This window comes from Erwinia sp. JH02 (assembly GCF_013074405.1).
In the GTDB taxonomy this organism is placed as follows: domain Bacteria; phylum Pseudomonadota; class Gammaproteobacteria; order Enterobacterales; family Enterobacteriaceae; genus Erwinia; species Erwinia rhapontici.
In genome coordinates this window covers 433,288-456,033 of the sequence record NZ_JABANZ010000003.1, presented here as the reverse complement: position 1 = coordinate 456,033, position 22,746 = coordinate 433,288, and the positions used below count along the sequence as shown (strand labels likewise).

At 55.5% G+C, this 22,746-nt stretch carries 16 protein-coding genes; 8 read left to right on the top strand and 8 right to left on the bottom strand.

Annotated elements, in window-relative coordinates; genetic code table 11:
• Positions 1-176 precede the first annotated feature (176 nt).
• The 3 genes from HHI26_RS11220 to rcsB are packed head-to-tail and all read left to right on the top strand — an operon-like array spanning position 177 to position 4,656.
• A complete protein-coding gene (locus HHI26_RS11220; RefSeq protein ID WP_159336289.1) occupies positions 177-1,331 on the top strand; it encodes an MFS transporter in 1,155 nt (384 codons plus the stop codon).
• A 15-nt stretch (positions 1,332-1,346) separates the two neighbouring features.
• Positions 1,347-4,007 carry a phosphotransferase RcsD gene (rcsD, locus tag HHI26_RS11215; protein ID WP_171149103.1) on the top strand — a complete coding sequence of 887 codons (2,661 nt, stop codon included), beginning with the start codon at positions 1,347-1,349 and terminating at the stop codon, positions 4,005-4,007.
• 1 nt (position 4,008) lies between these two features.
• A complete protein-coding gene (gene rcsB / locus HHI26_RS11210) occupies positions 4,009-4,656 on the top strand; it encodes a response regulator transcription factor RcsB (RefSeq protein WP_062742930.1) in 648 nt (215 codons plus the stop codon).
• A gap of 84 nt (positions 4,657-4,740) precedes the next feature.
• Here rcsB and rcsC read toward each other — a convergent pair whose 3' ends face one another.
• Entirely contained in the window at positions 4,741-7,593 is a 2,853-nt protein-coding gene (gene rcsC, locus HHI26_RS11205; RefSeq protein WP_133841424.1) for a two-component system sensor histidine kinase RcsC, read from the bottom strand.
• A 105-nt stretch (positions 7,594-7,698) separates the two neighbouring features.
• On the bottom strand, positions 7,699-8,682 hold the full coding sequence (locus HHI26_RS11200) for an AraC family transcriptional regulator (protein WP_171149102.1): 984 nt from the start codon (positions 8,680-8,682) through the stop codon (positions 7,699-7,701).
• A gap of 76 nt (positions 8,683-8,758) precedes the next feature.
• Here HHI26_RS11200 and HHI26_RS11195 point away from each other — a divergent pair, with 76 nt between their 5' ends.
• On the top strand, positions 8,759-9,775 hold the full coding sequence (locus tag HHI26_RS11195; protein WP_241008267.1) for a hypothetical protein: 1,017 nt from the start codon (positions 8,759-8,761) through the stop codon (positions 9,773-9,775).
• Positions 9,776-9,842: 67 nt separating this feature from the next.
• Here HHI26_RS11195 and gyrA read toward each other — a convergent pair whose 3' ends face one another.
• Positions 9,843-12,479, bottom strand: a complete 2,637-nt coding sequence (gyrA, locus tag HHI26_RS11190; RefSeq protein ID WP_133841422.1) for a DNA topoisomerase (ATP-hydrolyzing) subunit A — start codon at positions 12,477-12,479, stop codon at positions 9,843-9,845.
• A 191-nt stretch (positions 12,480-12,670) separates the two neighbouring features.
• Between gyrA and ubiG the strand changes: the two genes are divergently transcribed.
• The 4 genes from ubiG (at position 12,671) to yfaE (ending at position 17,660) form a co-directional block, all read left to right on the top strand.
• Positions 12,671-13,405 (top strand): bifunctional 2-polyprenyl-6-hydroxyphenol methylase/3-demethylubiquinol 3-O-methyltransferase UbiG, encoded by a 735-nt coding sequence (gene ubiG / locus HHI26_RS11185; protein ID WP_133841421.1) that lies wholly within the window; start codon positions 12,671-12,673, stop codon positions 13,403-13,405.
• A gap of 492 nt (positions 13,406-13,897) precedes the next feature.
• Positions 13,898-16,183, top strand: a complete 2,286-nt coding sequence (gene nrdA, locus HHI26_RS11180; protein WP_133841420.1) for a class 1a ribonucleoside-diphosphate reductase subunit alpha — start codon at positions 13,898-13,900, stop codon at positions 16,181-16,183.
• 90 nt (positions 16,184-16,273) lie between these two features.
• Positions 16,274-17,404, top strand: coding sequence for a class Ia ribonucleoside-diphosphate reductase subunit beta (gene nrdB, locus HHI26_RS11175; RefSeq protein ID WP_133841419.1), 1,131 nt, complete (start codon positions 16,274-16,276; stop codon positions 17,402-17,404).
• Between the two features lies 1 nt (position 17,405).
• A complete protein-coding gene (gene yfaE / locus HHI26_RS11170) occupies positions 17,406-17,660 on the top strand; it encodes a class I ribonucleotide reductase maintenance protein YfaE (protein ID WP_133841418.1) in 255 nt (84 codons plus the stop codon).
• A 179-nt stretch (positions 17,661-17,839) separates the two neighbouring features.
• Here yfaE and HHI26_RS25620 read toward each other — a convergent pair whose 3' ends face one another.
• The 5 genes from HHI26_RS25620 to menB all read right to left on the bottom strand — a co-directional run bounded on the left by HHI26_RS25620 (position 17,840) and on the right by menB (position 22,737).
• Positions 17,840-17,962 (bottom strand): hypothetical protein, encoded by a 123-nt coding sequence (locus tag HHI26_RS25620; protein WP_277395215.1) that lies wholly within the window; start codon positions 17,960-17,962, stop codon positions 17,840-17,842.
• A gap of 305 nt (positions 17,963-18,267) precedes the next feature.
• Entirely contained in the window at positions 18,268-19,458 is a 1,191-nt protein-coding gene (locus HHI26_RS11165; RefSeq protein WP_133841417.1) for a nicotinamide mononucleotide deamidase-related protein YfaY, read from the bottom strand.
• An 86-nt stretch (positions 19,459-19,544) separates the two neighbouring features.
• A complete protein-coding gene (menE, locus tag HHI26_RS11160; protein ID WP_171149101.1) occupies positions 19,545-20,930 on the bottom strand; it encodes an o-succinylbenzoate--CoA ligase in 1,386 nt (461 codons plus the stop codon).
• A complete protein-coding gene (gene menC, locus HHI26_RS11155) occupies positions 20,912-21,880 on the bottom strand; it encodes an o-succinylbenzoate synthase (protein ID WP_159336286.1) in 969 nt (322 codons plus the stop codon). Before menC ends, menE begins: the two co-directional genes overlap by 19 nt.
• Positions 21,880-22,737: a 1,4-dihydroxy-2-naphthoyl-CoA synthase gene (gene menB, locus HHI26_RS11150; RefSeq protein WP_171149100.1), complete on the bottom strand. Its 858-nt coding sequence runs from the start codon at positions 22,735-22,737 to the stop codon at positions 21,880-21,882. The genes menC and menB overlap by 1 nt, the downstream gene beginning before the upstream one ends.
• Positions 22,738-22,746: the final 9 nt, after the last annotated feature.

Sequence of the window (22,746 nt, the reverse complement as noted above, 5' to 3'; positions counted from 1 at the left end):
GTTAAGGGACAATTCTGATTCACCGCCCTATTTATCCAGGTTATTAACTTTGCCCATCCTGTCTTTCTGTGTTGCACCCTGCCCGGCATCGCCTTCGCAGGCAGGGTTTAGCTTCTTAACTGGCAACAATTGTGGTAAAAAATGGGGTTGATTACGCGACAGGCAAAATGGATACAATGACGATACTGGAAGGCTCTGCCTCAGAGGAAAAAGCGCTGGCAACACAGCGTGCCACGCGTGCGGTATTTTTAATCGCCGGTATCGGCATGGCCTCCTGGGCCCCCCTGGTTCCTTATGCGAAAGATCGTGCCCTGCTGAGCGATGGCTCACTCGGCACCCTGTTATTGTTTCTTGGATTAGGCTCGCTGATTGCGATGCCATTGACCGGGATGCTGGTGGGTCGTCTGGGATGCAAACGCGTTATTGCAGCGGGCAGTCTGTTGCTGTTGCTGCTCTTACCCCTACTGGCAACGCTCTCCAGCCCTTCTACACTGGCGCCGGCGCTGATGATCTTCGGTGCCGCCATCGGTCTGATCGACGTTGCCATGAATATCCAGGCCGTCGAGGTCGAAAAAACGGCTAAAAAAGCGATGATGTCAGGGTTTCATGGTTTCTTCAGCGCGGGCGGGATTGTGGGTGCCGGACTGGTCAGCGCTGCGCTCGCGCTCGGTGCCTCTCCGTTAGTGTCGATACTGATGATCAATGTTTTGCTGGTGTTGCTGTGGCTTTACTGCCAGCAGCACCTGCTGAGCCAGCGTCTGCACCAGCCCGATATGCCGCTGTTTGTGATGCCGCGCGGCTGGGTACTGTTCCTTGGCGTGCTCTGTTTTATTCTGTTTTTAACCGAGGGTGCCATTCTTGACTGGGGCGCACTGTTTCTGACCCATAACCGTGACCTGCCCGCCTCACAAGCCGGGTTGGGTTACGCGGTATTTTCCATCGCCATGACCATTGGCCGCCTGTTTGGCGACCGCATCGTCAACGTGTTCGGGCGCACAGCAACGTTATTCTGCGGTTCATTATGCGCGGCGGGTGGCCTGGTGCTGGCAGTGGCGATACCGGATGCCACCTGGACGCTGGCCGGTTTTCTGCTGGTGGGGTTTGGTGCTTCAAACGCCGTCCCAATTATGTTCAGCGCAGCGGGAAAGCAGCAAGTGATGCCCGCCAATCTGGCCATCGCGGCGATGACCACTATCGGTTACGCCGGCATTCTTGCAGGGCCCGCGTTGGTCGGTTTTATTTCTCAATTATCCAGCCTGTCCGTCGCGTTCAGCGGCATTGCGGCGCTGCTGTTGGTCGTTGCTGCCAGCGCCCGACAGATTACTCGTTAACCGGGGTTTCACTGCATGTTGCCATATAAATTTCCACTGACTTCCGGCAATGTTACGCGCTTCTTTGCACTGTTTATTCTGGTGCTGGTACTGGCATCAGGATTTATGATCCACAATGCAGTTAACGCCTGGCTGACAGAAAAGCGCTACGCGATGGCGGATATCACTCACGCGATGCAAAAGCGTATTGATACCTATCGCTTCGCCACCTGGCAGATTTATGAAAACCTGGCAGCCAATGCGGCGGGCACGGCGGGCAACAGTTTGCAGGAAACCCGTCTACGTCAGGATGTCTATTATCTGGAGAAAACCCGGCGTAAAACCGAAGCATTGATTTTTGGTTCACACGACAGTGGCACGCTGGATATGACCCTGCGTATGTCCAACTATCTCGACACCTTATGGGGTGCCGAGAACAGCACCTGGTCGATGTATTTCCTCAACGGGCAGGACAACAGCCTGATCCTGGTCTCTACCCTGCCATTAAAAGATATGGCCTCACGCTATAAAGAAAGCGCGATCAGCAACATCGTTGAGGCACGTCGCGCCGAGATGCTGCAACAGGCTAATGCGCTGGACGAGCGTGAGAGCTTCTCGCCGTTGCGCCGTTTTACCTGGCAGAATGACCACTACTTCACCGTGCGTACCACCTTCAATCAGCCGGGGCATCTGGCGACCGTGGTGGCTTTCGATCTGCCGGTGAACGACATTATTCCGCTGAATATGCCGCTGGAGAATTTCCAGCTAAAGCAGGATACCACCCCGGTTGCCGAAGGGGATGATAATCAGGACAGCAGCAGCACCACCCGCATCAATTGGGTTAACCCTAATATCGAAATTGCCGGTTCACTGGCCAGCACACCCTTACAGCTGATCTATCGTGTACCGATCACCGGGCTGGTGGTAGATACCTTACATAATCTGCTGTGGCCGCTGCTGGCTAATCTCGCGTTGCTGCTGATGTCACTGGCGGGTCTTTTCCTGCTGCGCCAGCAGTCGTTGCGCCCCAGTGAAAACCAGAGTGCCGAGCTGGAGTCGCTGCGCCTGTTGAATGAAGAGATCGTCGGTACGCTCCCGGTGGGGCTGCTGGTGTATGATTTTGCCAATAACCGCACCCTTATCAGCAATAAAATTGCTGAGCACCTGCTGCCGCATCTCAATCTGCAAAAAATCATCAATATGTCCGATCAACATCAGGGTGTTTTGCAGGCCACGGTGAACAACGAGGTGTATGAGATCCGTCATGCCCGCAGCATGATTTCACCGCATACGCAGGTGTTTATGATGCGCGATCAGGATCGTGAGTTGTTGGTGAACAAAAAGCTGCAAAAAGCACAGCAGGTGCTGGATAAAAACCATCAGTCACGCCAACAGCTCTTGCAGAATCTCGGTCACGCGTTGCAGCGTCCACTGAACGAGGTGATCACCAGCCTGCAAGCGCTGGCTGCCGGACATCCGGACGAACAGGTGGATACCTCGCTGGAAGCCTCTCAGGCTCTCAGTCGTCTGGTTGATGATATTGTGTTACTGAACCAGCTGGAAACCCTCGACTGGACCCCGGACGCAGGCAGTTTCAATCTGCAAACCCTGCTGGATGAGCTGGTGGCTGAGCTGCTACCGGTTATGCGCCGCAAAGGTCTGACGCTGATGATCGCCAATCACCGCAGCAGCGATGAGACGCGTTTTGGCGATCGTCGGGCAATCAGTAAGATCTTGTCCACGCTGCTGCACTATGCCGTGACCACCACAACCTGGGGCCGGGTCAGCGTCACCGTAAGCGCCCCCGACGATCGCCCGGATCGCCTGTCGATTGAGATTGTTGATACTGGTGCTGGTCTTTCGGCTGACGAAATGTCGAACACGGATTTCCCGTACCTGGGTGAGACTCATCAGGACCGTTATGGTCAAGCCTCAGGCATGGCCTTTTTCCTGTGTAAGCAACTGTGCAAACAGTTAGGTGGCCATCTGGATATCAGCGCCAGCCCGGATATCGGCTCGCGCTACAGCATCCAGCTCCATACGCCGCTGGAACCCCAGCTGGTACAGGAAGAGAAGCTCCTGGAGGGCGTCAACGCCCTGATTGATATTACCGTTGATGACGTGCGTAAAATCGTCGTACATCAGCTTGAAGACTGGGGAGCGAACTGCATTACGCCAGACGAACGTTTCTCCGGTCAGGAACACGATGTACTGGTAACGGATGAACCTGAGCATTTGACGCCCTGGTCATTACTGCTCTCCGGTGATGAACCGGGTTTCTGCCAGATTTCATCCAATCAGTACCGGGTCAATTTCAATATCAGCAGTGCGATGCAGGATGCGCTGCTGACGTTGATTGAACAGCAACTGGCTCAGGACGAGCTGGGTGACGAAAATGCGGAACAACAGACCACGGCTCAACTTTTCGCCAGTGGTTACTTCCAGCTTTTCGTCGATACAGTACCCGATGATGTCAAGAGACTGTATAATGAGGCCGCAAACAGGGACTTTACTGCGCTTGCTCAGACTGCGCATCGGCTGAAAGGCGTGTTTGCCATGTTAAATTTATTACCCGGCAAGCAGCTTTGTGAAACGTTAGAACATCACATTGAACAGTGTGACGATTCAAACATCAAAAATACCACCAGTGAAATTGACAATTACGTCAATGACCTGCTGCAGCAAGGTAACCAATAATATGAATAACCTGAATGTCATTATTGCCGACGATCACCCCATTGTTCTGTTCGGCATTCGTAAGTCGCTCGAACAAATTGAATGGGTCAATGTTGTCGGTGAGTTTGAAGACTCCACTGCATTAATTAACAGCTTGTCTAAGCTTGATGCCAACGTTCTGGTGACAGATTTGTCTATGCCAGGCGAAAAATATGGCGATGGCATTACACTGATCAAATATATCAAGCGTCACTATCCTGATCTGTCGATCATTGTTCTCACCATGAACAATAACCCAGCCATTCTCAGCGCTGTGCTGGATCTGGATATCGAAGGCATCGTACTGAAGCAGGGTGCACCAACCGACCTGCCTAAGGCTCTGGCCGCATTGCAGAAAGGCAAAAAGTATACGCCGGATAGCGTGGCGAAACTGCTGGAGAAAATCAGCGCGGGCGGTTACGGCGACAAGCGTCTGTCACCGAAAGAGAGCGAAGTGCTGCGTCTGTTTGCTGAAGGCTTCCTGGTAACCGAAATTGCCAAGAAACTGAACCGCAGTATTAAGACGATCAGTAGCCAGAAGAAATCAGCCATGATGAAACTGGGTGTGGATAACGATATTGCGCTGCTGAACTATCTGTCATCAGTCAGCATGTCACCGGTTAAAGATTAAGTTTAAGACTGACGGGGCGACCGGAAAAATGGTCGCCCCTACATCTGCAGGGGCTGACCTTCTGTTTTGGTCAGCCTTTATGATTTAAACGTTCGCCCTGCTCTCTCTTGCCCGCTGCGCATATAACGTTAACGCCTGCTGTAATGTATCCATCGTCACCGGCTTAGACAGACAGTTATCCATTCCCGCATCAATACAGCGCTGTTTCTCTTCCGCTAACGCATTCGCCGTCACGCCCACCACCGGGAACGTTTTCCCCAGTTCACGCAGACGTCGTGTCAGGCCATAACCATCCATATTCGGCATATTGACATCGGTCAACACGATATCAATCTCGTTACGGCCGATCACGTTAAGTGCATCAAGACCGTCGCGCGCCGTTTTCACGCGGTAACCCAGCGATCCGAGCTGATCGGAAAGCAACATACGGTTGATCGGATGATCGTCGACCACGAGGATCAGGATGTCATCATGCGCGGCGGTTTGCGCTTCTTTCGCCAGTACGGCAAGCCCGCCTTCAGGCTGATCCGCCTCCACCCGGTAGATCCGCGCCAGCAATGAAGGTAATTCGTGCGGCGTGGTTGTCGCACAAACCCAGTGCCCCGCGCCCAGATGCTGTGGTGCATCATTGTGGCGACTGTCAAAGCGGATAGTGGCACGTACGGCCTGCTCAGGCAGGAAATCATGATCGGTAATCATCACGTCATCTGCCGCCGCCTCGCCTTCGTAGCGCTGCACCTGAATACCGTGTTCGCCCAGCAAGCGCGTCAGGAACGTGGCCAACTGCTCATTACGCAGTGCCAGCCAGCACTGCTTATCGTGCAGACCGTCCTGCAACTCTGGCGCTATCACCCGGCTGTTATAGAGCGGAATACGGATAATAAACTGGCTGCCCATGCCCGGCTCAGAGTCGACCTCAATATCACCGTCCATCATATTGATCAGCTTCTCACAGATAGCCAGCCCCAACCCGGTTCCCTGGAAGTTACGCTGTACCCCACTTCCGACCTGGAAGAACGGGTCAAACAGGCGCGTCAACTCCTTTGCCGGGATCCCCACGCCGCTGTCGCGCACGCGGAAAGCCAGATACCCATCTTTGACGTAAACCTGCAGGATGATCCCGCCAGTATGAGTGAACTTAATAGCATTATTCAGCAGGTTGGAGATGACCTGCTGCAAACGCATCGGGTCACCATCCAGCGTGGCTGGAACATCGCTGTCGACAAAGCACCACAGCGTCAGACGCTTTTTCACCACCATTGCCAGATAGTTGGAAGTGATATGTGCCACCACTTCACGCGGAGAGAACTCAGCGGGTTCTATTTTCAGCTGCTCAGACTCAATTTTGGAGAAATCGAGAATATCACTGATGATTTTCAGCAACAGGCTGGAGGAGTTGTTCATGGCCGTCACCAGCGACTCAACGCCCGGCGGCAGAGATTTTGTTTGCAGCAGGTCAAGGTTACCGATAATGCCATACAGCGGCGTACGCAACTCATGGCTGACGGTCGCCAGGAACATGGATTTGGACTGGCTGGCCTGCTCTGCGGCCTGAGCCATCTCCTGTAATGACTCTTCCATTTTGACGCGGGCACTGACGTCAACCAGCACGCAGATCGCCACATTCTCATTGCGGTAGCGCGAATGGACAAAGCTGATTTGCAGATTGGTATTACTGCCTGTCAGCACATCGACAAAGTTAACCTGCTGTCCACAGATAATCTCGGTTAAGCGCAGCCGATCTTCCTGAGTCAGCATGGTGAGATAATTATGAGCCAGCTCGTTACTGAGGATGTTGGTGCCATCACTGGTGCGCAAAATGCAGATCCCGACCGGCGCCGAGGCCACAATTTTACGGTTAAACTGCTCGTGCTCCTCCAGCCGGTGGGCATTATCTTCTGCGGGCAAAAACATTCTGCGTTCAAACAGCCATGCCAGCGTAAACAGCACTACCGCACTGATCAGGTTCAGCAACAGGGCGTTGATAATCAAAATTTTCAGCCGTTCAATCATCACATTGGTCGGCACCGAGTAGACGATACTGAGCGAAGACGGTGACAGACTTTTCTTCATGATCAGTTGATTGTAGCCGGAAATATAGCCAAACCAGGCGGCGTCATCAGGCAGGTCATCCGCTGAGAAATCCGGGCCATTGCGCGCAGAAGAGAGCAGACGCTGATTATTCTGATCCACCAGCGTGGCCGTTACCGGCATGCTACCCGGCAGGATCAGGTCTTCCATACGGATGCTCTGCTCAATGCCCAGCAGAGCCGTGACCTTATTGGCCACATACACCGGGGTGATCATGTAGTAATAGCCAACGCCGGGCTGTGCCGCAGGAGAGATCCAGAACAGGCTGTTTTTACGCTCGTCGTCGTTACCATTACGGTACTTCAGGATGCGCTCGCGCAGCGATTTCATCGCGCGTTCACGATCGACGGATGCCGTGCCCAGGCCGAAATCCGCCAGGCAGGTGCTGTCGCCACCGATAAAGAACACCCGGTTCAGTTCATAGGCGGAAGCGAAATTTTCTTTCCAGTAACTCAGGAAATAACTGAGAGGCTCCAGTGAGTTGCGCCAGGTATTGCTCATTGCATTGCAGTCGGAATCCGCATACAGAGGGTAGAACTGTGGCGGCGATGCTTTGCCTGCAGAGACACCGCTCAGTCCATCAAGGCTGCTGGTCGCAGTATTCAGGCGGTTTTCCGCAATAAACTTCAGCTCACGCATGACGTCCGCTGAGTGGCGCACATACCACTGAGCCTGATCATAGCTGGTATTGAATTCCTGGCGTACCTGCGATTCTCTTTCGTGTATGACGTTAATGATATAAAACGTGGTCAGCAGTGCGCCCAGCGTCCACAGCATCAACGCCAGGGCGCGGAACAGATAGCGGGAGATCTTTAACGTCGTTCGGAAAGAGACAAGATATTTCAAGCGTAACCCACTGGCAGCCATAACGGACAAAAGAAAATGATTGCCGATACAGTAGCGTCAGCATGGTAAAAAAGCCAGTTATCAGCACGCCCGCAGGCCGCTATTTCAGTGATTTTCAGCCTGTTCCCAGGCATCTTTGCGCCACTCAGATGGGGTTTTACCCGTGATGCGGCGAAACTCGCGATTAAAGTTGGATTTGGTCTGGAAACCGACGCTCTCCATCACTTCAATCACCGTCTGCTGGCTGCCCGCCAGACGCTCCACCGCCTCGCGGATACGCCAGCCATTCACATACTGAGACACGCTTTGCTGATAGAGGGCATTCACCGCCGCGGATACCTGCCGCGTCGGGATCCCGGCTTTGCGCGCCAGTCGCGCAAGGTTCAGCTGAGGTTCCCGGTACAGCCCGGCCTGCATCAGTGCATCAATACGGGCCACAATATCCGGGTCCTCTGCACTGGCCTCCCGCGTCACCTTGATCACAGGCGGTGCAACAGGTACACGGCTTAACAACAGCAACAGCGACATCACCGCCGCGATGGTCAGATTTCCGGCTAATAACAGTCCCGGGGTTCCCTCCGCCGCCGCAAATATCATTAACCAGGACACGGTGATATCCAGTAAGGCTACCGCAACCAGCAATAGCGCCAGCAGCCGCCAGCCGCGCAGCGTCAGATCACTCTCGCTCAGTACCGCCTCCGGCAACACATCGCTGCCCGATTTCAGCCGCAGCAACATCAGGCCGGCACAGCCCAGCCAGATGGCAGGCAGCAGCCAGTCAATCCCCTGCGGCAGCCACAGCACGCAGGCGACCATCAACATGACCACCAGCGCACTTCGCCAGGCGTGTACGCTCTGCCCGGTTGCCTGTGCCAGCGCCAGACGGCACATCAGCGGCAGTGCCGCCGCCGTGATGGGCTGCAATCCGCGCCAGACCTTTTCCCCGGGCAGCATAATAGCCAGCCCGGCAATCAGACTGTGCATCAGACACAACCACAGCAGCAGTTGAAACAAGTGTCCGGTGTATCGGCGCTGCACCAACAGCAACACGCACACCAGACTGAGCAAAAAATTAACCGGTATCAGCATAGGACTCTATCGCGATCGAGGACGCCAGGCGCCTGTAATGTCCTGATAATAGTCTTTTTCCACACGACGAGTGAATATGATGCGTTTAATTATTTCCACAATGCTATGGATACTGAGTCTCCCCGCGTGGTGCTATTCCGTCGGCAGCCAGCAGGAAACGATCGTTGATAGCCAGCGCGCACGCACGCTGAATGTGCGTATTTTTTATCCCAGCCATAGCGAGCAAGTCCCTCAGCGACAGGCAGAGAATGGCGTTTTTTCGGGGTTCTCGGCTATCGTGAATGCGCCGCTGGCAACAGGCCGTTTCCCGCTGATTGTGTTGAGCCACGGCAGCGGCGGTAATAACGCCAGTCTCGCCTGGCTGGCCGTTCCTCTGGCAGCGCGCGGTGCCATCGTTATTGCCGCCAGCCACCCCGGCAGTACCACCGGAGATTCCAGTCCAAAAACCGATCTGACCCTTCAGATAACCGATCTCTCTTTTATGCTCACCCACTATCTTCAGGCTCCACGCTGGCAGCAGACCATCGATGCAGAAAAAATCGGCGCGATAGGTCATTCTAAAGGCGGATACAGCGTGCTGGCGCTGGCCGGTGCCCGCACCAACCGCCAGCAGATGAGCCACTACTGCCAGACAATGCCACAGATGCCAGACTGTCAGTTTTACTATCGTGATGGCGTCAGACTGGAAAACACGGACGACCAGCGCCTGGCGGCCAGCTATCGCGATCCGAGGGTGAAGTGGGTCATAGCCCTCGACCCCGGCATGAGCTACGTACTGACCCGCAGCAGTCTGGATACCATCAAGATCCCGTTGCTGACCATCGCCGCAGACTATTTTATTCGTGCCACCGGAAAGATGAATCTCGGTGTGGATCGTCTTAAATTACCGCTGATAACCGTGCCTGATGCCGGGCACTTTGACTTTCTACCGCTCTGCCAGCCCAATGCCGCCGCGATTCTGGCAGAGGAAGGGGAGGCATTTATTTGTGAAACCCCAACGGCGCAACGGGAAGTGATCCACCAGAAAACCCTGGCCGACGTCGGCCAGTTTATGCAACACCACGGTTTTCTCGCGCCCCGGCCCGCTAAGTAAGTTCTGTTTTTCAGGTAAAAAAAAGCCGGTTCAGAGTGAACCGGCTTTTTTATCAGACCCTTAACGATTACTCGTCATCGGCCTCAGGTGCATCGTCGTCGCTTTCCACTTCCGGGGCAATATCGTCATCCCCTTCCGCGACGCTGCCGTCGATAGCATCAAGTTCATCTTCCGCTACCGGTTCGGCCACACGTTGCAGACCCACCACGTTTTCATCTTCAGCGGTACGAATAAGGATAACACCCTGGGTGTTACGCCCTACTACGCTCACTTCAGACACGCGGGTACGCACCAGCGTACCGGCATCGGTGATCATCATAATCTGATCGCTGTCGACAACCTGTACCGCACCAATAACCGGTCCATTACGTTCGGTCACTTTAATCGAGATCACACCCTGCGTCGCACGCGACTTGGTTGGATACTCGGTGTTCGCCGTACGCTTACCATAACCGTTCTGTGTCACGGTCAGGATGGCACCATCGTCACGCGGTACAATCAGTGACACCACGCGATCGCCTTCTGCCAGTTTGATACCGCGCACGCCAGAGGCAGTACGACCCATCGCACGAACAGCGCTTTCTGCGAAGCGCACCACTTTACCGGCGGCAGAGAACAGCATCGCTTCATCGCTACCGTTGGTCAGTGACACACCAATCAGTTCGTCGTCGTCACGCAGGTTGACGGCAATGATACCGGCGCTGCGTGGGCGGCTGAACTCTTTCAGGGCCGTTTTCTTCACGGTACCGCTGGCGGTCGCCATAAAGATGTTAAAGCCTTCTGCATACTCACGCACCGGCAGGATTGCGGTGATACGTTCGTTGGCTTCCAGCGGTAACAGGTTGACGATTGGACGTCCACGCGCACCACGGCTGGCTTCCGGCAGCTGATAAACCTTCATCCAGTACAGACGACCACGGCTTGAGAAGCAGAGGATGGTGTCATGGGTGTTGGCCACCAGCAGGCGGTCGATAAAGTCTTCTTCTTTAATGCGTGCAGCCGATTTACCTTTACCACCACGGCGCTGCGCTTCGTAATCAGTCAATGGCTGATACTTCACGTAGCCCTGATGCGACAGGGTCACCACAACATCTTCCTGGTTGATCAGGTCTTCGATGTTGATGTCGGCGCTGTTAGCGGTGATTTCGGTACGACGCTCATCGCCGAACTGATCGCGGATCAGCTCCAGCTCTTCGCGAATCACTTCCATCAGACGCTCGGAACTGCCCAGAATGCGCAACAGCTCTGCGATCTGCTCCAGCAGCTCTTTGTACTCGTCGAGCAGTTTTTCATGCTCAAGTCCGGTCAGTTTCTGCAGGCGTAAATCAAGGATCGCCTGAGCCTGCTGCTCAGTCAGATAGTACTGACCATCGCGGATACCGAACTCATCTTCCAGCCACTCAGGGCGCGCCGCATTATCACCGGCACGTTCCAGCATCGCGGAGACGTTACCCAGCGCCCATGGACGCGCAATCAGGCCCGCTTTCGCTTCAGAAGGAGAAGCAGCGCGGCGAATCAGCTCAATAATCGGATCGATGTTCGCCAGCGCTACGGCCAGTGCTTCAAGGATATGAGCACGGTCACGCGCTTTACGCAGTTCGAAAATGGTACGGCGGGTAATCACTTCACGACGGTGACGCACGAAGGCTTCAAGAATATCCTTCAGCGGCATAATCTTTGGCTGGCCCTGGTGCAGTGCCACCATGTTGATGCCGAAAGAGGTCTGAAGCTGAGTCAGTGAATACAGATTGTTCAGAACCACTTCGCCAACCGCATCGCGCTTCACTTCGATCACGATGCGCATACCGTCTTTGTCAGACTCATCGCGCAGGGCGCTGATGCCTTCCAGACGTTTTTCTTTTACCAGCTCGGCAATTTTCTCAATCAGGCGCGCTTTGTTCACCTGATACGGAATTTCATGCACGATGATGGTTTCACGGCCGGTCTTCGCATCCACTTCCACTTCGCCACGGGCGCGGATGTAAATTTTTCCACGGCCAGTGCGATAAGCTTCTTCAATGCCACGGCGGCCATTGATGATAGCGGCGGTCGGGAAGTCCGGGCCTGGGATGTGTTCCATCAGCCCTTCGACGGTAATGTTTTCGTCGTCGATATAGGCCAGGCAGCCGTTGATCACTTCGGTCAGGTTATGTGGAGGAATGTTCGTGGCCATCCCGACGGCAATCCCTGAGGAACCGTTAACCAGCAGGTTGGGAACGCGGGTCGGCATCACTTCCGGGATCTGCTCGGTGCCATCGTAGTTAGGCACAAAGTCAACGGTGTCTTTTTCCAGATCCGCCAACAGTTCGTGAGCGATTTTGGACATGCGAACTTCGGTATAACGCATCGCAGCAGCGGAGTCGCCGTCTACGGAGCCGAAGTTGCCCTGACCGTCCACCAGCATGTAACGCAGCGAGAACGGCTGCGCCATACGCACGATGGTGTCATACACGGCAGTGTCGCCATGAGGGTGATATTTACCGATGACGTCACCGACGACACGGGCGGATTTTTTATAAGCTTTGTTCCAGTCGTTACCGAGGACGTTCATAGCGTAAAGCACGCGGCGGTGAACCGGCTTCAGGCCATCACGGACATCTGGCAGCGCACGGCCAACGATGACCGACATTGCATAATCCAGATAGGAGTTCTTTAACTCTTCTTCGATATTGACCGGTGTAATTTCGCGGGCCAGGTCGCTCATGGAGGCGCTTTCCTTCTGTATTATTCCCGGATTCAAAGGTGCGAAAGTATATCACAAAGCAGCCATGTGTTGAATGGAAAGCGTTGCTTTGGCCGCTTTATTGCATTCTGTCCCTCTCCGGCCCGCGCCCCTGCCCATCGCAACGCGTAAACATGTATAATGGGGCAAACTTTGGCTGGAGTAATAACCCAATGAAATCAGAACAAAACGCGGGTACGCAGAACGTTGATCACGGTGAAATCGCTAAATTTGAAGCAGTTGCTTCACGCTGGTGGGATTTAGAAGGCGAATTTAAGCCTTTGCACCGGATTAATCCGCTGCGCCTTGGCTGGATTGCCCAACACGCTGACGGCCTGTTTGGCAAGAAGGTGCTGGATGTTGGCTGCGGCGGCGGTATTCTCGCCGAGAGCATGGCGCGTGAAGGTGCGAACGTCACCGGGCTGGATATGGGAGCGGAACCGTTGCAGGTTGCCCGTCTACATGCACTGGAAAGCGGCGTAGCCATTGATTACGTCCAGCAGACCGTGGAAGAGCACGCTGAGCAGTTCGCCGGACAGTACGATGTGGTGACATGCATGGAGATGCTGGAGCACGTGCCCGATCCACGTTCCGTGGTCCATGCCTGCGCCCGGCTGGTGAAACCGGGTGGCGAAGTGTTCTTCTCAACCCTTAACCGCAATAGCAAATCCTGGCTGATGGCGATCATCGGCGCAGAATACGTATTACGTATGGTGCCGCGCGGCACACACGACATCAAAAAGTTTATCCGTCCGGCTGAACTGCTGAACTGGGTCGATGAAACCCCCCTGCGCGAACGCCATATTATTGGCCTGCACTACAACCCGATCACCAACCACTTCAAACTGGCTCCGGGCGTTGACGTGAACTATATGGTGCATACGCACAGCGCCATCGACGCGTCGTGACGCTATACGGGCGGATGCCGATCCGCCCGTGCGATATACGTGCGATATATAAGTCCATCTTAGTGCCTGACGCGAGATAAGATCGTTTTCGTCTTATCCCTGTCATCAAGATCAGGTTAATCTCACCGCATCACGCCATTTGTGCCCGTGAGGCGTCTTATTGTGCGTACTTTTTCAGCGCCCCAAAGCTCGAATTTTTTAACCTGAACAAGAAACCCGCGCTCGATCAATATTCTAAAAAAAATCTCAACCCATTGACATTGACCCAGGGCCTTGAGAAACGTGGACTTAGGAAAAATACCAGCCCTAGAACCGGAGTTTGCCGCGAAAATCAAGCCTTGTTAAGCACGCGGAAATTACTAGAATACTCACCATATTGTTATCAAGGTTTCTTCCACCCCCTATATGTAGTGTTTATCCACAGAGTTACTCACAATGAGAAATCTGTGTATAAACGTGGGGACTATTTGTTAAGGACAGGTAAAACGCGACATGAATCAGAGTCTGCTTGTAACCAAACGCGATGGCCGCACCGAGCGTATCGATCTCGATAAAATCCACCGTGTTCTCGACTGGGCTGCCGAAGGACTGCAAAACGTCTCCGTCTCTCAGGTTGAACTGCGATCTCACATCCAGTTCTACGAAGGTATCCGCACTTCTGATATCCATGAAACTGTCATTAAGTCTGCTGCTGATCTGATTTCTAAAGATGCCCCTGACTATCAGTACATGGCTGCCCGTCTGGCCATCTTCCATCTGCGCAAAAAAGCCTACGGCCAGTTCGAGCCGCCAAAGCTGATTGACCAGGTCACCCGCATGGTAGAGATGGGCAAATATGACCATCATCTGCTGGAAGATTACAGTGCGGAAGAGTTTGAGCTGATGGACGGCTTTATTGACCACTGGCGTGATATGAACTTCTCCTACGCTGCCGTGAAGCAGCTGGAAGGCAAGTATCTGGTGCAAAACCGCGTGAGTGGTGAGATCTATGAAAGCGCCCAGTTCCTGTACATTCTGGTCGCGGCCTGCCTGTTCTCCGGCTACCCGCGCGAGACGCGTCTGGACTACGTGAAGCGTTTTTATGATGCGATCTCCACCTTTAAGATCTCACTGCCAACGCCAATCATGTCTGGCGTGCGTACGCCTACGCGCCAGTTCAGCTCTTGCGTGCTGATCGAATGTGGTGACAGCCTGGACTCTATCAACGCCACTTCCAGCGCCATTGTGAAATATGTTTCTCAGCGCGCCGGGATTGGTATCAATGCGGGCCGCATTCGTGCGCTGGGTAGCCCGATCCGTGGCGGAGAAGCCTTCCACACCGGCTGTATCCCGTTCTATAAGCATTTCCAGACTGCAGTGAAGTCCTGCTCTCAGGGCGGCGTTCGCGGCGGAGCAGCCACGCTGTTCTACCCGATGTGGCATCTGGAAGTCGAAAGCCTGCTGGTACTGAAAAACAACCGTGGTGTTGAAGGCAACCGCGTGCGCCATATGGACTACGGTGTTCAGATCAACAAACTGATGTATCAGCGCCTGCTGAAAGGCGAAGATATCACCCTGTTCAGCCCGTCTGACGTGCCAGGCCTGTACGATGCTTTCTTTGCGAATCAGGACGAGTTCGAGCGCCTGTACACCAAATACGAGCAAGACGACAGTATCCGCAAGCAGCGTATCAAAGCGGTAGAGTTGTTCTCACTGATGATGCAGGAACGTGCTTCTACCGGCCGTATCTACATCCAGAACGTCGACCACTGTAATACTCACAGCCCGTTCGATCCGGCTATCGCGCCCGTTCGCCAGTCCAACCTGTGTCTGGAAATTGCGTTGCCAACCAAACCACTACTGGATGTGAACGACGAAAACGGCGAAATTGCGCTGTGTACGCTCTCCGCATTCAACCTGGGCGCGATTGAGAGCCTGGATGACCTGCAAGAGCTGGCCACGCTGGCAGTTCGCGCGCTGGACGCCCTGCTCGATTATCAGGATTACCCCATCCCGGCCGCCAAACGCGGTGCAATGGGGCGTCGTACGCTGGGTATTGGTGTGATCAACTACGCCTACTATCTGGCTAAAAATGGCGTACGCTACTCCGATGGCAGCGCCAACGTCCTGACGCACCAGACCTTTGAAGCTATTCAGTACTGGCTGCTGAAAGCGTCCAACGATCTGGCCATCGAACAGGGTGCCTGCCCGTGGTTCAATGAAACCACGTATTCTCAGGGTATTATGCCAATCGACACCTATAAGAAAGATTTGGATGCGATTTGTAACACACCGCTGCTGCTCGACTGGGAAGCACTGCGTGAATCCGTGAAAACGCACGGCCTGCGTAACTCCACGCTGTCTGCGCTGATGCCGTCAGAAACCTCTTCGCAGATTTCTAACGCCACCAACGGGATTGAACCACCGCGCGGCCATATCAGTATTAAAGCATCAAAAGACGGTATCCTGCGCCAGGTGGTCCCGGAGTACGAACGTCTGAAAGACAGCTACGAGCTGCTGTGGGATATGCCAAACAATGATGGCTATCTGCAACTGGTCGGCCTGATGCAGAAATTTATCGACCAGGCGATTTCGTCGAACACCAACTACGATCCAACGCGCTTTGCCAACGGTAAGGTGCCAATGAAGCAGTTGCTGAAAGACCTGCTGACGGCCTATAAGTTTGGCGTGAAAACGCTTTACTATCAGAACACGCGTGACGGTGCAGAAGATACCCAGGAAGACCTGGCACCATCGATTCAGGATGATGGCTGTGAAAGCGGTGCCTGCAAGATCTAATCTCCGTGGGCCAGGTTTGCCTGGCCCCTTCGCGAAACATTGACTCTGAGGGTCGGGCATGCCCGACCCTGAACGCATCTGGAATACATCATGGCTTACACCACATTTTCGCAGAATAAAAATAATCAGCTGCTGGAACCGATGTTCTTCGGCCAGCCGGTGAACGTGGCGCGTTTCGACCAGCAGAAGTATGACATTTTTGAAAAACTGATCGAAAAGCAGCTCTCTTTCTTCTGGCGCCCGGAAGAAGTGGACGTCTCACGCGATCGTATCGACTATCAGGCACTGCCGGATCACGAAAAACACATCTTTATCAGCAACCTGAAATATCAGACGCTGCTGGACTCCATCCAGGGACGTAGCCCGAACGTGGCGCTGCTGCCGTTGATCTCGATTCCTGAACTGGAAACCTGGATTGAAACCTGGGCATTCTCAGAAACCATCCACTCACGTTCTTACACCCATATCATCCGCAATATCGTTAACGATCCGTCGCTGGTGTTTGACGATATCGTCACCAACGAGCAGATCCTGTCGCGTGCCAAAGATATCTCTGGCTACTACGACGATCTGATTGAGATGACCAGCTACTGGCATCTGCTGGGTGAAGGTACGCACGAAGTGAATGGTAAAACCGTCACCGTCAGCCTGCGTGCACTGAAAAAGCAGCTCTACATCTGCCTGATGAGCGTGAATGCGCTGGAAGCCATTCGTTTCTACGTCAGCTTTGCCTGCTCCTTCGCCTTTGCCGAGCGCGAACTGATGGAAGGCAACGCCAAAATCATCAAGCTGATCGCCCGTGATGAAGCCCTGCATCTGACCGGCACCCAGCACATGCTGAACCTGCTGCGCAGCGGCGAAGATGACCCTGAAATGGCAGAGATCGCCAAAGAGTGTCGCCAGGAGTGCTACGACCTGTTTGTGCTGGCAGCCGAGCAGGAGAAAGAGTGGGCAGAATATCTGTTCAGCGGCGGTTCGATGATCGGCCTGAATAAAGACATTTTGTGGCAGTATATTGAGTACATCACCAATATCCGCATGAATGCCGTCGGTCTGGATCTGCCGTTTAAAACCCGCTCCAACCCGATTCCATGGATCAACTCCTGGCTGGTTTCCGATAACGTGCAGGTCGCGCCGCAGGAAGTGGAAGTGAGTTCTTACCTGGTCGGCCAGATTGACTCTGAAGTAAACGCTGACGACCTCAGCGACTTCGAGCTGTAAGATGGCGAGCATTACACTGCGTACCACCGGTACGCAGCTTGAATGTCATGATGAGCACCCTTCCCTGCTTGCCGCACTGGAGTCGCACCGGGTGTGCGTGGAGTATCAGTGCCGTGAGGGCTACTGCGGTTCGTGCCGCACACGTCTGCTGAAGGGTGAAGTCAGCTACAGCGCAACGCCGTTGGCCTTTGTGCAACCGGGTGAGATTTTGCCCTGCTGCTGCAAGGCCGAAGGGGATATTGAGATCGCGCTGTAAGGGGTTAAGCGCGGCTGTCTCATCGACATCGGGTCGGGCATGCCCGACCCCTACGCATTCCCGATAATCGATACCATCACCGCACCACATCGGGTCGGGCATGCCCGACCCCTGCGCATTACTGATAATCGATACTGTCACCGCATCACATCGGGTCGGGCGTGCCCGACCCCTGCGCATTACTGATAATCGATATCGTCACCGTGCCACGTCGGGTCGGGCGTGCCCGACCCCTGCGCATTACTGATAATCGATATCGTCACCGTGCCACGTCGGGTCGGGCGTGCCCGACCCCTGCGCATTACTGATAATCGATACCATCACCGCATCACATCGGGCCGGGCATGACCGACCCCTGCGCATTACTGATAATCGATATCGTCACCGTGCCACGTCGGGTCGGGCGTGCCCGACCCCTGCGCATTACTGATAATCGATACCATCACCGCACCACATCGGGTCGGGCATGACCGACCCCTACACGTTCCCGATAATCGATACCGTCACCGCATCACATCGGGCCGGGCATGACCGACCCCTACACGTTCCCGATAATCGATACCGTCACCGCATCACGTAGGGGCGAGGCATGCCTCGCCCGGGGCATTTACAGCGTTTCTACCACATCAATCCAGCCGTGTCCGGTGGTCACTGACTGACCATTCAACCAGCGGCGCAGCATATTCATCGCCAGCATGGCCACCATCTCCTGCCGTGCTTTCAGACCATGTCGGCTGACGTTAAACTTCACTTTTTGCGCAAAAGTGCCGTCCGGCGTGTGCAGAGCAAAGCCCAGACGATCGTCCTCCAGACTTCCCACGACCAGCGATAACCGGGCATGGTTCTGTTTCGCCAGCTGCTGACTGCGTGCCGCCAGCAAGCCCAGTGACTCACTCTGATGAGGCAACACGTTGCCCGCCGCCAGAGAAGCACCGGCGGAAATAAGCTGCCATTGCAACAGCCCGGCGCTGAACTGCTCGCTAACGGCAAGCGTAAGCTTATGTTCTTTCAGACGGCGTGCCAGCTGCTCGGGTAAGGTTTCAAACCCTTCAAAGATCACACTGTCACCGGCAATCTCACGTACCTGCTGCCAGAACTGCTCCATCTCGGCACGCTTTGACGCCGGACCGTTCAGCTTCAGTTCGATAATCGGCATCGATGCGCGGTAACCCATCACCACCCCTTCCGGCAGCGCTAAAGGCTCAATATCAGAGGCGAGGTCACTTTCCCCGCGACCAAAAGTGGTCATCCGCAGGCAGACGGGCGGCTCGGGCAACTGGAAACGGGCTTTCAGGCGCGGCAGGATTTGATCCATGACCATCACCTTGTATTCGGAAGGCACACCCGGCGTGAAGAAGATCCAGCAGCGATTAAGCTGCATGGCGAAACCGCAGGCGGTGCCGACCGGGTTATCGATCATCTCCGCACCCTGCGGGATTTCAGCCTGCTTACGATTACTGGCGGCCATCACTTTGCCACGGCTGGCAAAGAAGGCTTCCATTTTCGCCAGCCACTCAGGATGAATTTGCAGTTCCACTCCGGCTGCGGTGGCGGCGGCCAGCGCACTCAGATCATCACTGGTCGGCCCCAGGCCACCATTCACGATCAAGACATCAGCCACTTTGCTGCGCTCGGTCAGTACCGTCACCAAATCCTGCAAGCTGTCCCCTACCGTCTGACGGCTGGTCATCGGTAAGCCCTGCTCAAACAGTACGCCAGCCAGCCAGGCCGCGTTGGTATCGACGATTTGTCCGTGCAGCACTTCGTCGCCGGTCGCGAGCATTTCCACTCTTATCATGTTGTTCTCCGGGTACACTCAAGCTTTACACTGTAAGAAGCGCCCGGCAGAAATACAACGTCAATTTCCACTTCTTTAGCCGTCATTCAGACCCGCGATGTCAAACAGGCCTGCGTCTGATTTGCCACCCATGCCTTCAGCTGCACGCGTGAGCGCTTGATCGCCCCGCCGTTATCAGCCGGTAGCGGATACCACGCCACCGGGCGCTGATACCCGGCCAGCTTTGGCGCGGCCCAGTCGGCCAACACCTCCAGCCCAATATTGCCTTCCACCAGTGCGACCGCGCGATGACCGTACTCCGCATCGACTTTTGGCACAATAAACACCTGTGTCACCGCCGGATGGGCGAGCAAAACGCGTTCAATATGCTCCGGCTGTACCGACTCACCGCCTGAAAAGAACAGGTTATCGCGCCGTCCGTCGACCCGCAGCTCGCCCCGATGCCAGTGCCCACAATCGCCGGTACGTAACCAGCCGTCGTGATCCGTCAACGGCATCAGTGCGCCCTGCAACCAGTAGCCGGAGGCCAGAGCGGGCGAACGCACCCAGATCTCACCGTCGACCACCCTGACCTGATGGCCAGCCAGTGGCGCACCCACGCCTGGATGTTCGTCTGCCCGTCGGGCGCAAAGAGTCGATGCAGTTTCCGTCATACCGTAGCCACAATAACAGTGCAGCCCGGCGGCCTCCGCCTGACGCGTCAGCTCAGCGGGGATTTGCGCACCGCCCAGCAGTACCGCGCGCAATCTGGCGGGTAAAACAGGTTGATTGAGCAGGCGCCAGAGCTGCGTGGGCACCAGAGACGCGATGCTGCTGCGCGCCAGTGCAGTATGCAATCCTTTGTCATCGGGGATCACCAGCGTGCCTCCGGCCAGCAGCCAGCGCCAAAGGATGCCCTGCCCGGAGACATGAAACAGCGGCAGCGACAATAACCAGCGATCATCAGCCGTCAACGCCATCAGTTCAATGACCGCTGCGGCGCTGTGCAGATGGGCGCTGAAAGTGTGGGCCGCTGCTTTAGGCAGCCCGGTAGAGCCAGAGGTTAACGTCAGGGTGGCGATCCGATCCGGCTGCCACGGCTGGCTGCCATCACCGGCAATCGGACGCAGCGCCAGCATGGGTCTTTCAATACTGGTTTCCCCGGCCAGATTGAGTACAAAGTCCAGCCCCAGCCCCGGCAACAGCTGGCGTAGCTGGGCATCCGGCAACTGAGGGTTAAGCCCCAGCACTCGTGCCCCGCAGGCCATCAGTCCGAGCCACGCCAGCAGCGCCGCCAGACTGTTCGCGCTTCGCAGCGCCACGACATCTCCGGCGGCCACGCCTTGCTGCTGAAAGCCCTGAGCATGTTCTGCCACCGCCTGTGACAGCTGCTGCCAACTGAGCGTGACCTCGCCACTATCAATCGCCAGCGACGCCGGACAACACTTCTGCCAGTCACGCCACGGCCAGTCGGCTATCGTTGCCAGAGACATTGCAGCACCTCTCTGTTCTGCACAGGTAACATACTGCCGGGCCACGCCCGCAGCACCTGCTGCTGCATCAGTTGCAGCGTATCCAGACCTGGCCGCACGCCCGGCGTCAGCTCATGTGCGAGCCGTGCCAGCTGGGTCAGCCCAAGGCTGGACTCCAGCGCACTACTGATCACCGGGGTTAACCCCTGCGCCTTCGCCTGTAACACCTGATGCTGTACGCGCTGAATACTGCCCGTGAGCATCGGTTTGATGACCACGGCCACCACGCCGGGTGCGGCGGTCAGTGCGTCATCATGGTCACGCAGGGTTTCATCCCAGGCGATGTTAATACCTGTCTCGGCGGCAAAGGCGAGGCTCTGCTGTCTGTCACGGCAAGGCTCTTCGATAAACGCAATGCGTGAACGCAGCTCCGGCGACACATAGCGGGCAAAGCTCAATGCCTTTTCCAGCGTCCAGCTTTGGTTAGCATCCAGCCGCAAGGTGAGGTGCGGTAACGCCTCCAGCAGCAGGTTGACCTGCATGCCGTCGCGTATCGCCTCGTACAGGCCCACTTTCATTTTTGCCAGCGGCTCTGGCTGACGCAGCAGTTGCTGAAATAACGCGTCCGGATCGCCACTGCACAGCTGCGCCAGACGATACTCCCCTTCTGCGGGCAGGGTGTTCGTCAGCTCGGCCTGCGCACAGCTGATGCCGAAGGCCACAGAAGGCCGTTCACTCTCTGCGGGCGTTTCACCCTCACACCACTGCGCCAGCCAGCTCATCGCCTGCTGCTGTGCTTGTTCAAGTGTCTCATGGCTGAACTCAGGGAGGGGGGCAATCTCACCCCAGCCTTGCGCTGCTCCCTCCATCAGGTTCACCAGCAGTCCCTGGCGGGTTTTTAACCGCTGGTTTCGTAACACCACCCCGGCGTCCATGGCGACCTGATAACCGTATAACGTGGCGTGACGCATCAGGGATTACGCCGGAAGTTGCTGAAGTCAGGCTGACGCTTTTCGTTGAATGCATTGCGCCCTTCCTGCCCCTCTTCCGTCATATAGAACAGCATGGTGGCATTGCCCGCCAGCTCTTGCAGCCCGGCCTGGCCATCACAATCCGCATTGAGAGCGGCTTTCAGGCAGCGCAGCGCCATCGGGCTGTTTTGCAACATCTCACGGCACCAGCGAACGGTCTCTTTTTCCAGCTCGGCCAGCAGTACAACGGTATTAACCAGCCCCATATCCAGTGCCTGCTGTGCGTTATACATCCTGCACAGGAACCAGATTTCACGCGCCTTTTTCTGGCCGACAATACGCGCCATGTAGGCCGCGCCCCAGCCGCCATCAAAGGAGCCCACTTTCGGCCCGGTCTGACCAAACTGTGCATTATCTGCCGCAATCGTAAGGTCGCACATCATATGCAGAACGTGGCCGCCACCCACCGCATAGCCCGCCACCATCGCCACGACCGGTTTCGGACAGGTACGAATCTGGCGTTGCAGGTCGAGGACGTTAAGATGATGAACGCCCGCGTCATCTTGATAACCGCCGTAGTCGCCGCGAACTTTCTGGTCCCCACCGGAGCAAAATGCCCGTTCGCCTTCGCCGGTCAGCACAATCACGCCCACCGCCGGGTCACGGCGCGCATTATCCAGCGCCTGCTGGATTTCACTGACCGTTAACGGGCGAAAGGCATTACGTACTTCAGGGCGGTTGATGGTGATTCTGGCAATACCATCGTCCGTTTTGTGATAGCGAATATCGCTGAACTCAGCGCCGCAATCCCGCCACTGCGCCGGGGCATACAGCAGGCTTTCATCTGGATACAACATCAAAGCTCC

Coding starts and splice junctions, on each gene's coding strand:
- HHI26_RS11220 (WP_159336289.1), top strand. CDS start 177: ATGACGATACTGGAAGGCTCTGCCTCAGAGGAAAAAGCGCTGGCAACA.
- HHI26_RS11165 (WP_133841417.1), bottom strand. CDS start 19,458: ATGATAAGAGTGGAAATGCTCGCGACCGGCGACGAAGTGCTGCACGGA.
- HHI26_RS11200 (WP_171149102.1), bottom strand. CDS start 8,682: ATGCTGATACCGGTTAATTTTTTGCTCAGTCTGGTGTGCGTGTTGCTG.
- ubiG (WP_133841421.1), top strand. CDS start 12,671: ATGAAATCAGAACAAAACGCGGGTACGCAGAACGTTGATCACGGTGAA.
- HHI26_RS11195 (WP_241008267.1), top strand. CDS start 8,759: ATGATGCGTTTAATTATTTCCACAATGCTATGGATACTGAGTCTCCCC.
- menB (WP_171149100.1), bottom strand. CDS start 22,737: ATGTTGTATCCAGATGAAAGCCTGCTGTATGCCCCGGCGCAGTGGCGG.
- rcsB (WP_062742930.1), top strand. CDS start 4,009: ATGAATAACCTGAATGTCATTATTGCCGACGATCACCCCATTGTTCTG.
- yfaE (WP_133841418.1), top strand. CDS start 17,406: ATGGCGAGCATTACACTGCGTACCACCGGTACGCAGCTTGAATGTCAT.
- HHI26_RS25620 (WP_277395215.1), bottom strand. CDS start 17,962: ATGCGCAGGGGTCGGGCACGCCCGACCCGACGTGGCACGGTGACGATA.
- menE (WP_171149101.1), bottom strand. CDS start 20,930: ATGTCTCTGGCAACGATAGCCGACTGGCCGTGGCGTGACTGGCAGAAG.
- nrdA (WP_133841420.1), top strand. CDS start 13,898: ATGAATCAGAGTCTGCTTGTAACCAAACGCGATGGCCGCACCGAGCGT.
- rcsD (WP_171149103.1), top strand. CDS start 1,347: ATGTTGCCATATAAATTTCCACTGACTTCCGGCAATGTTACGCGCTTC.
- menC (WP_159336286.1), bottom strand. CDS start 21,880: ATGCGTCACGCCACGTTATACGGTTATCAGGTCGCCATGGACGCCGGG.
- nrdB (WP_133841419.1), top strand. CDS start 16,274: ATGGCTTACACCACATTTTCGCAGAATAAAAATAATCAGCTGCTGGAA.
- gyrA (WP_133841422.1), bottom strand. CDS start 12,479: ATGAGCGACCTGGCCCGCGAAATTACACCGGTCAATATCGAAGAAGAG.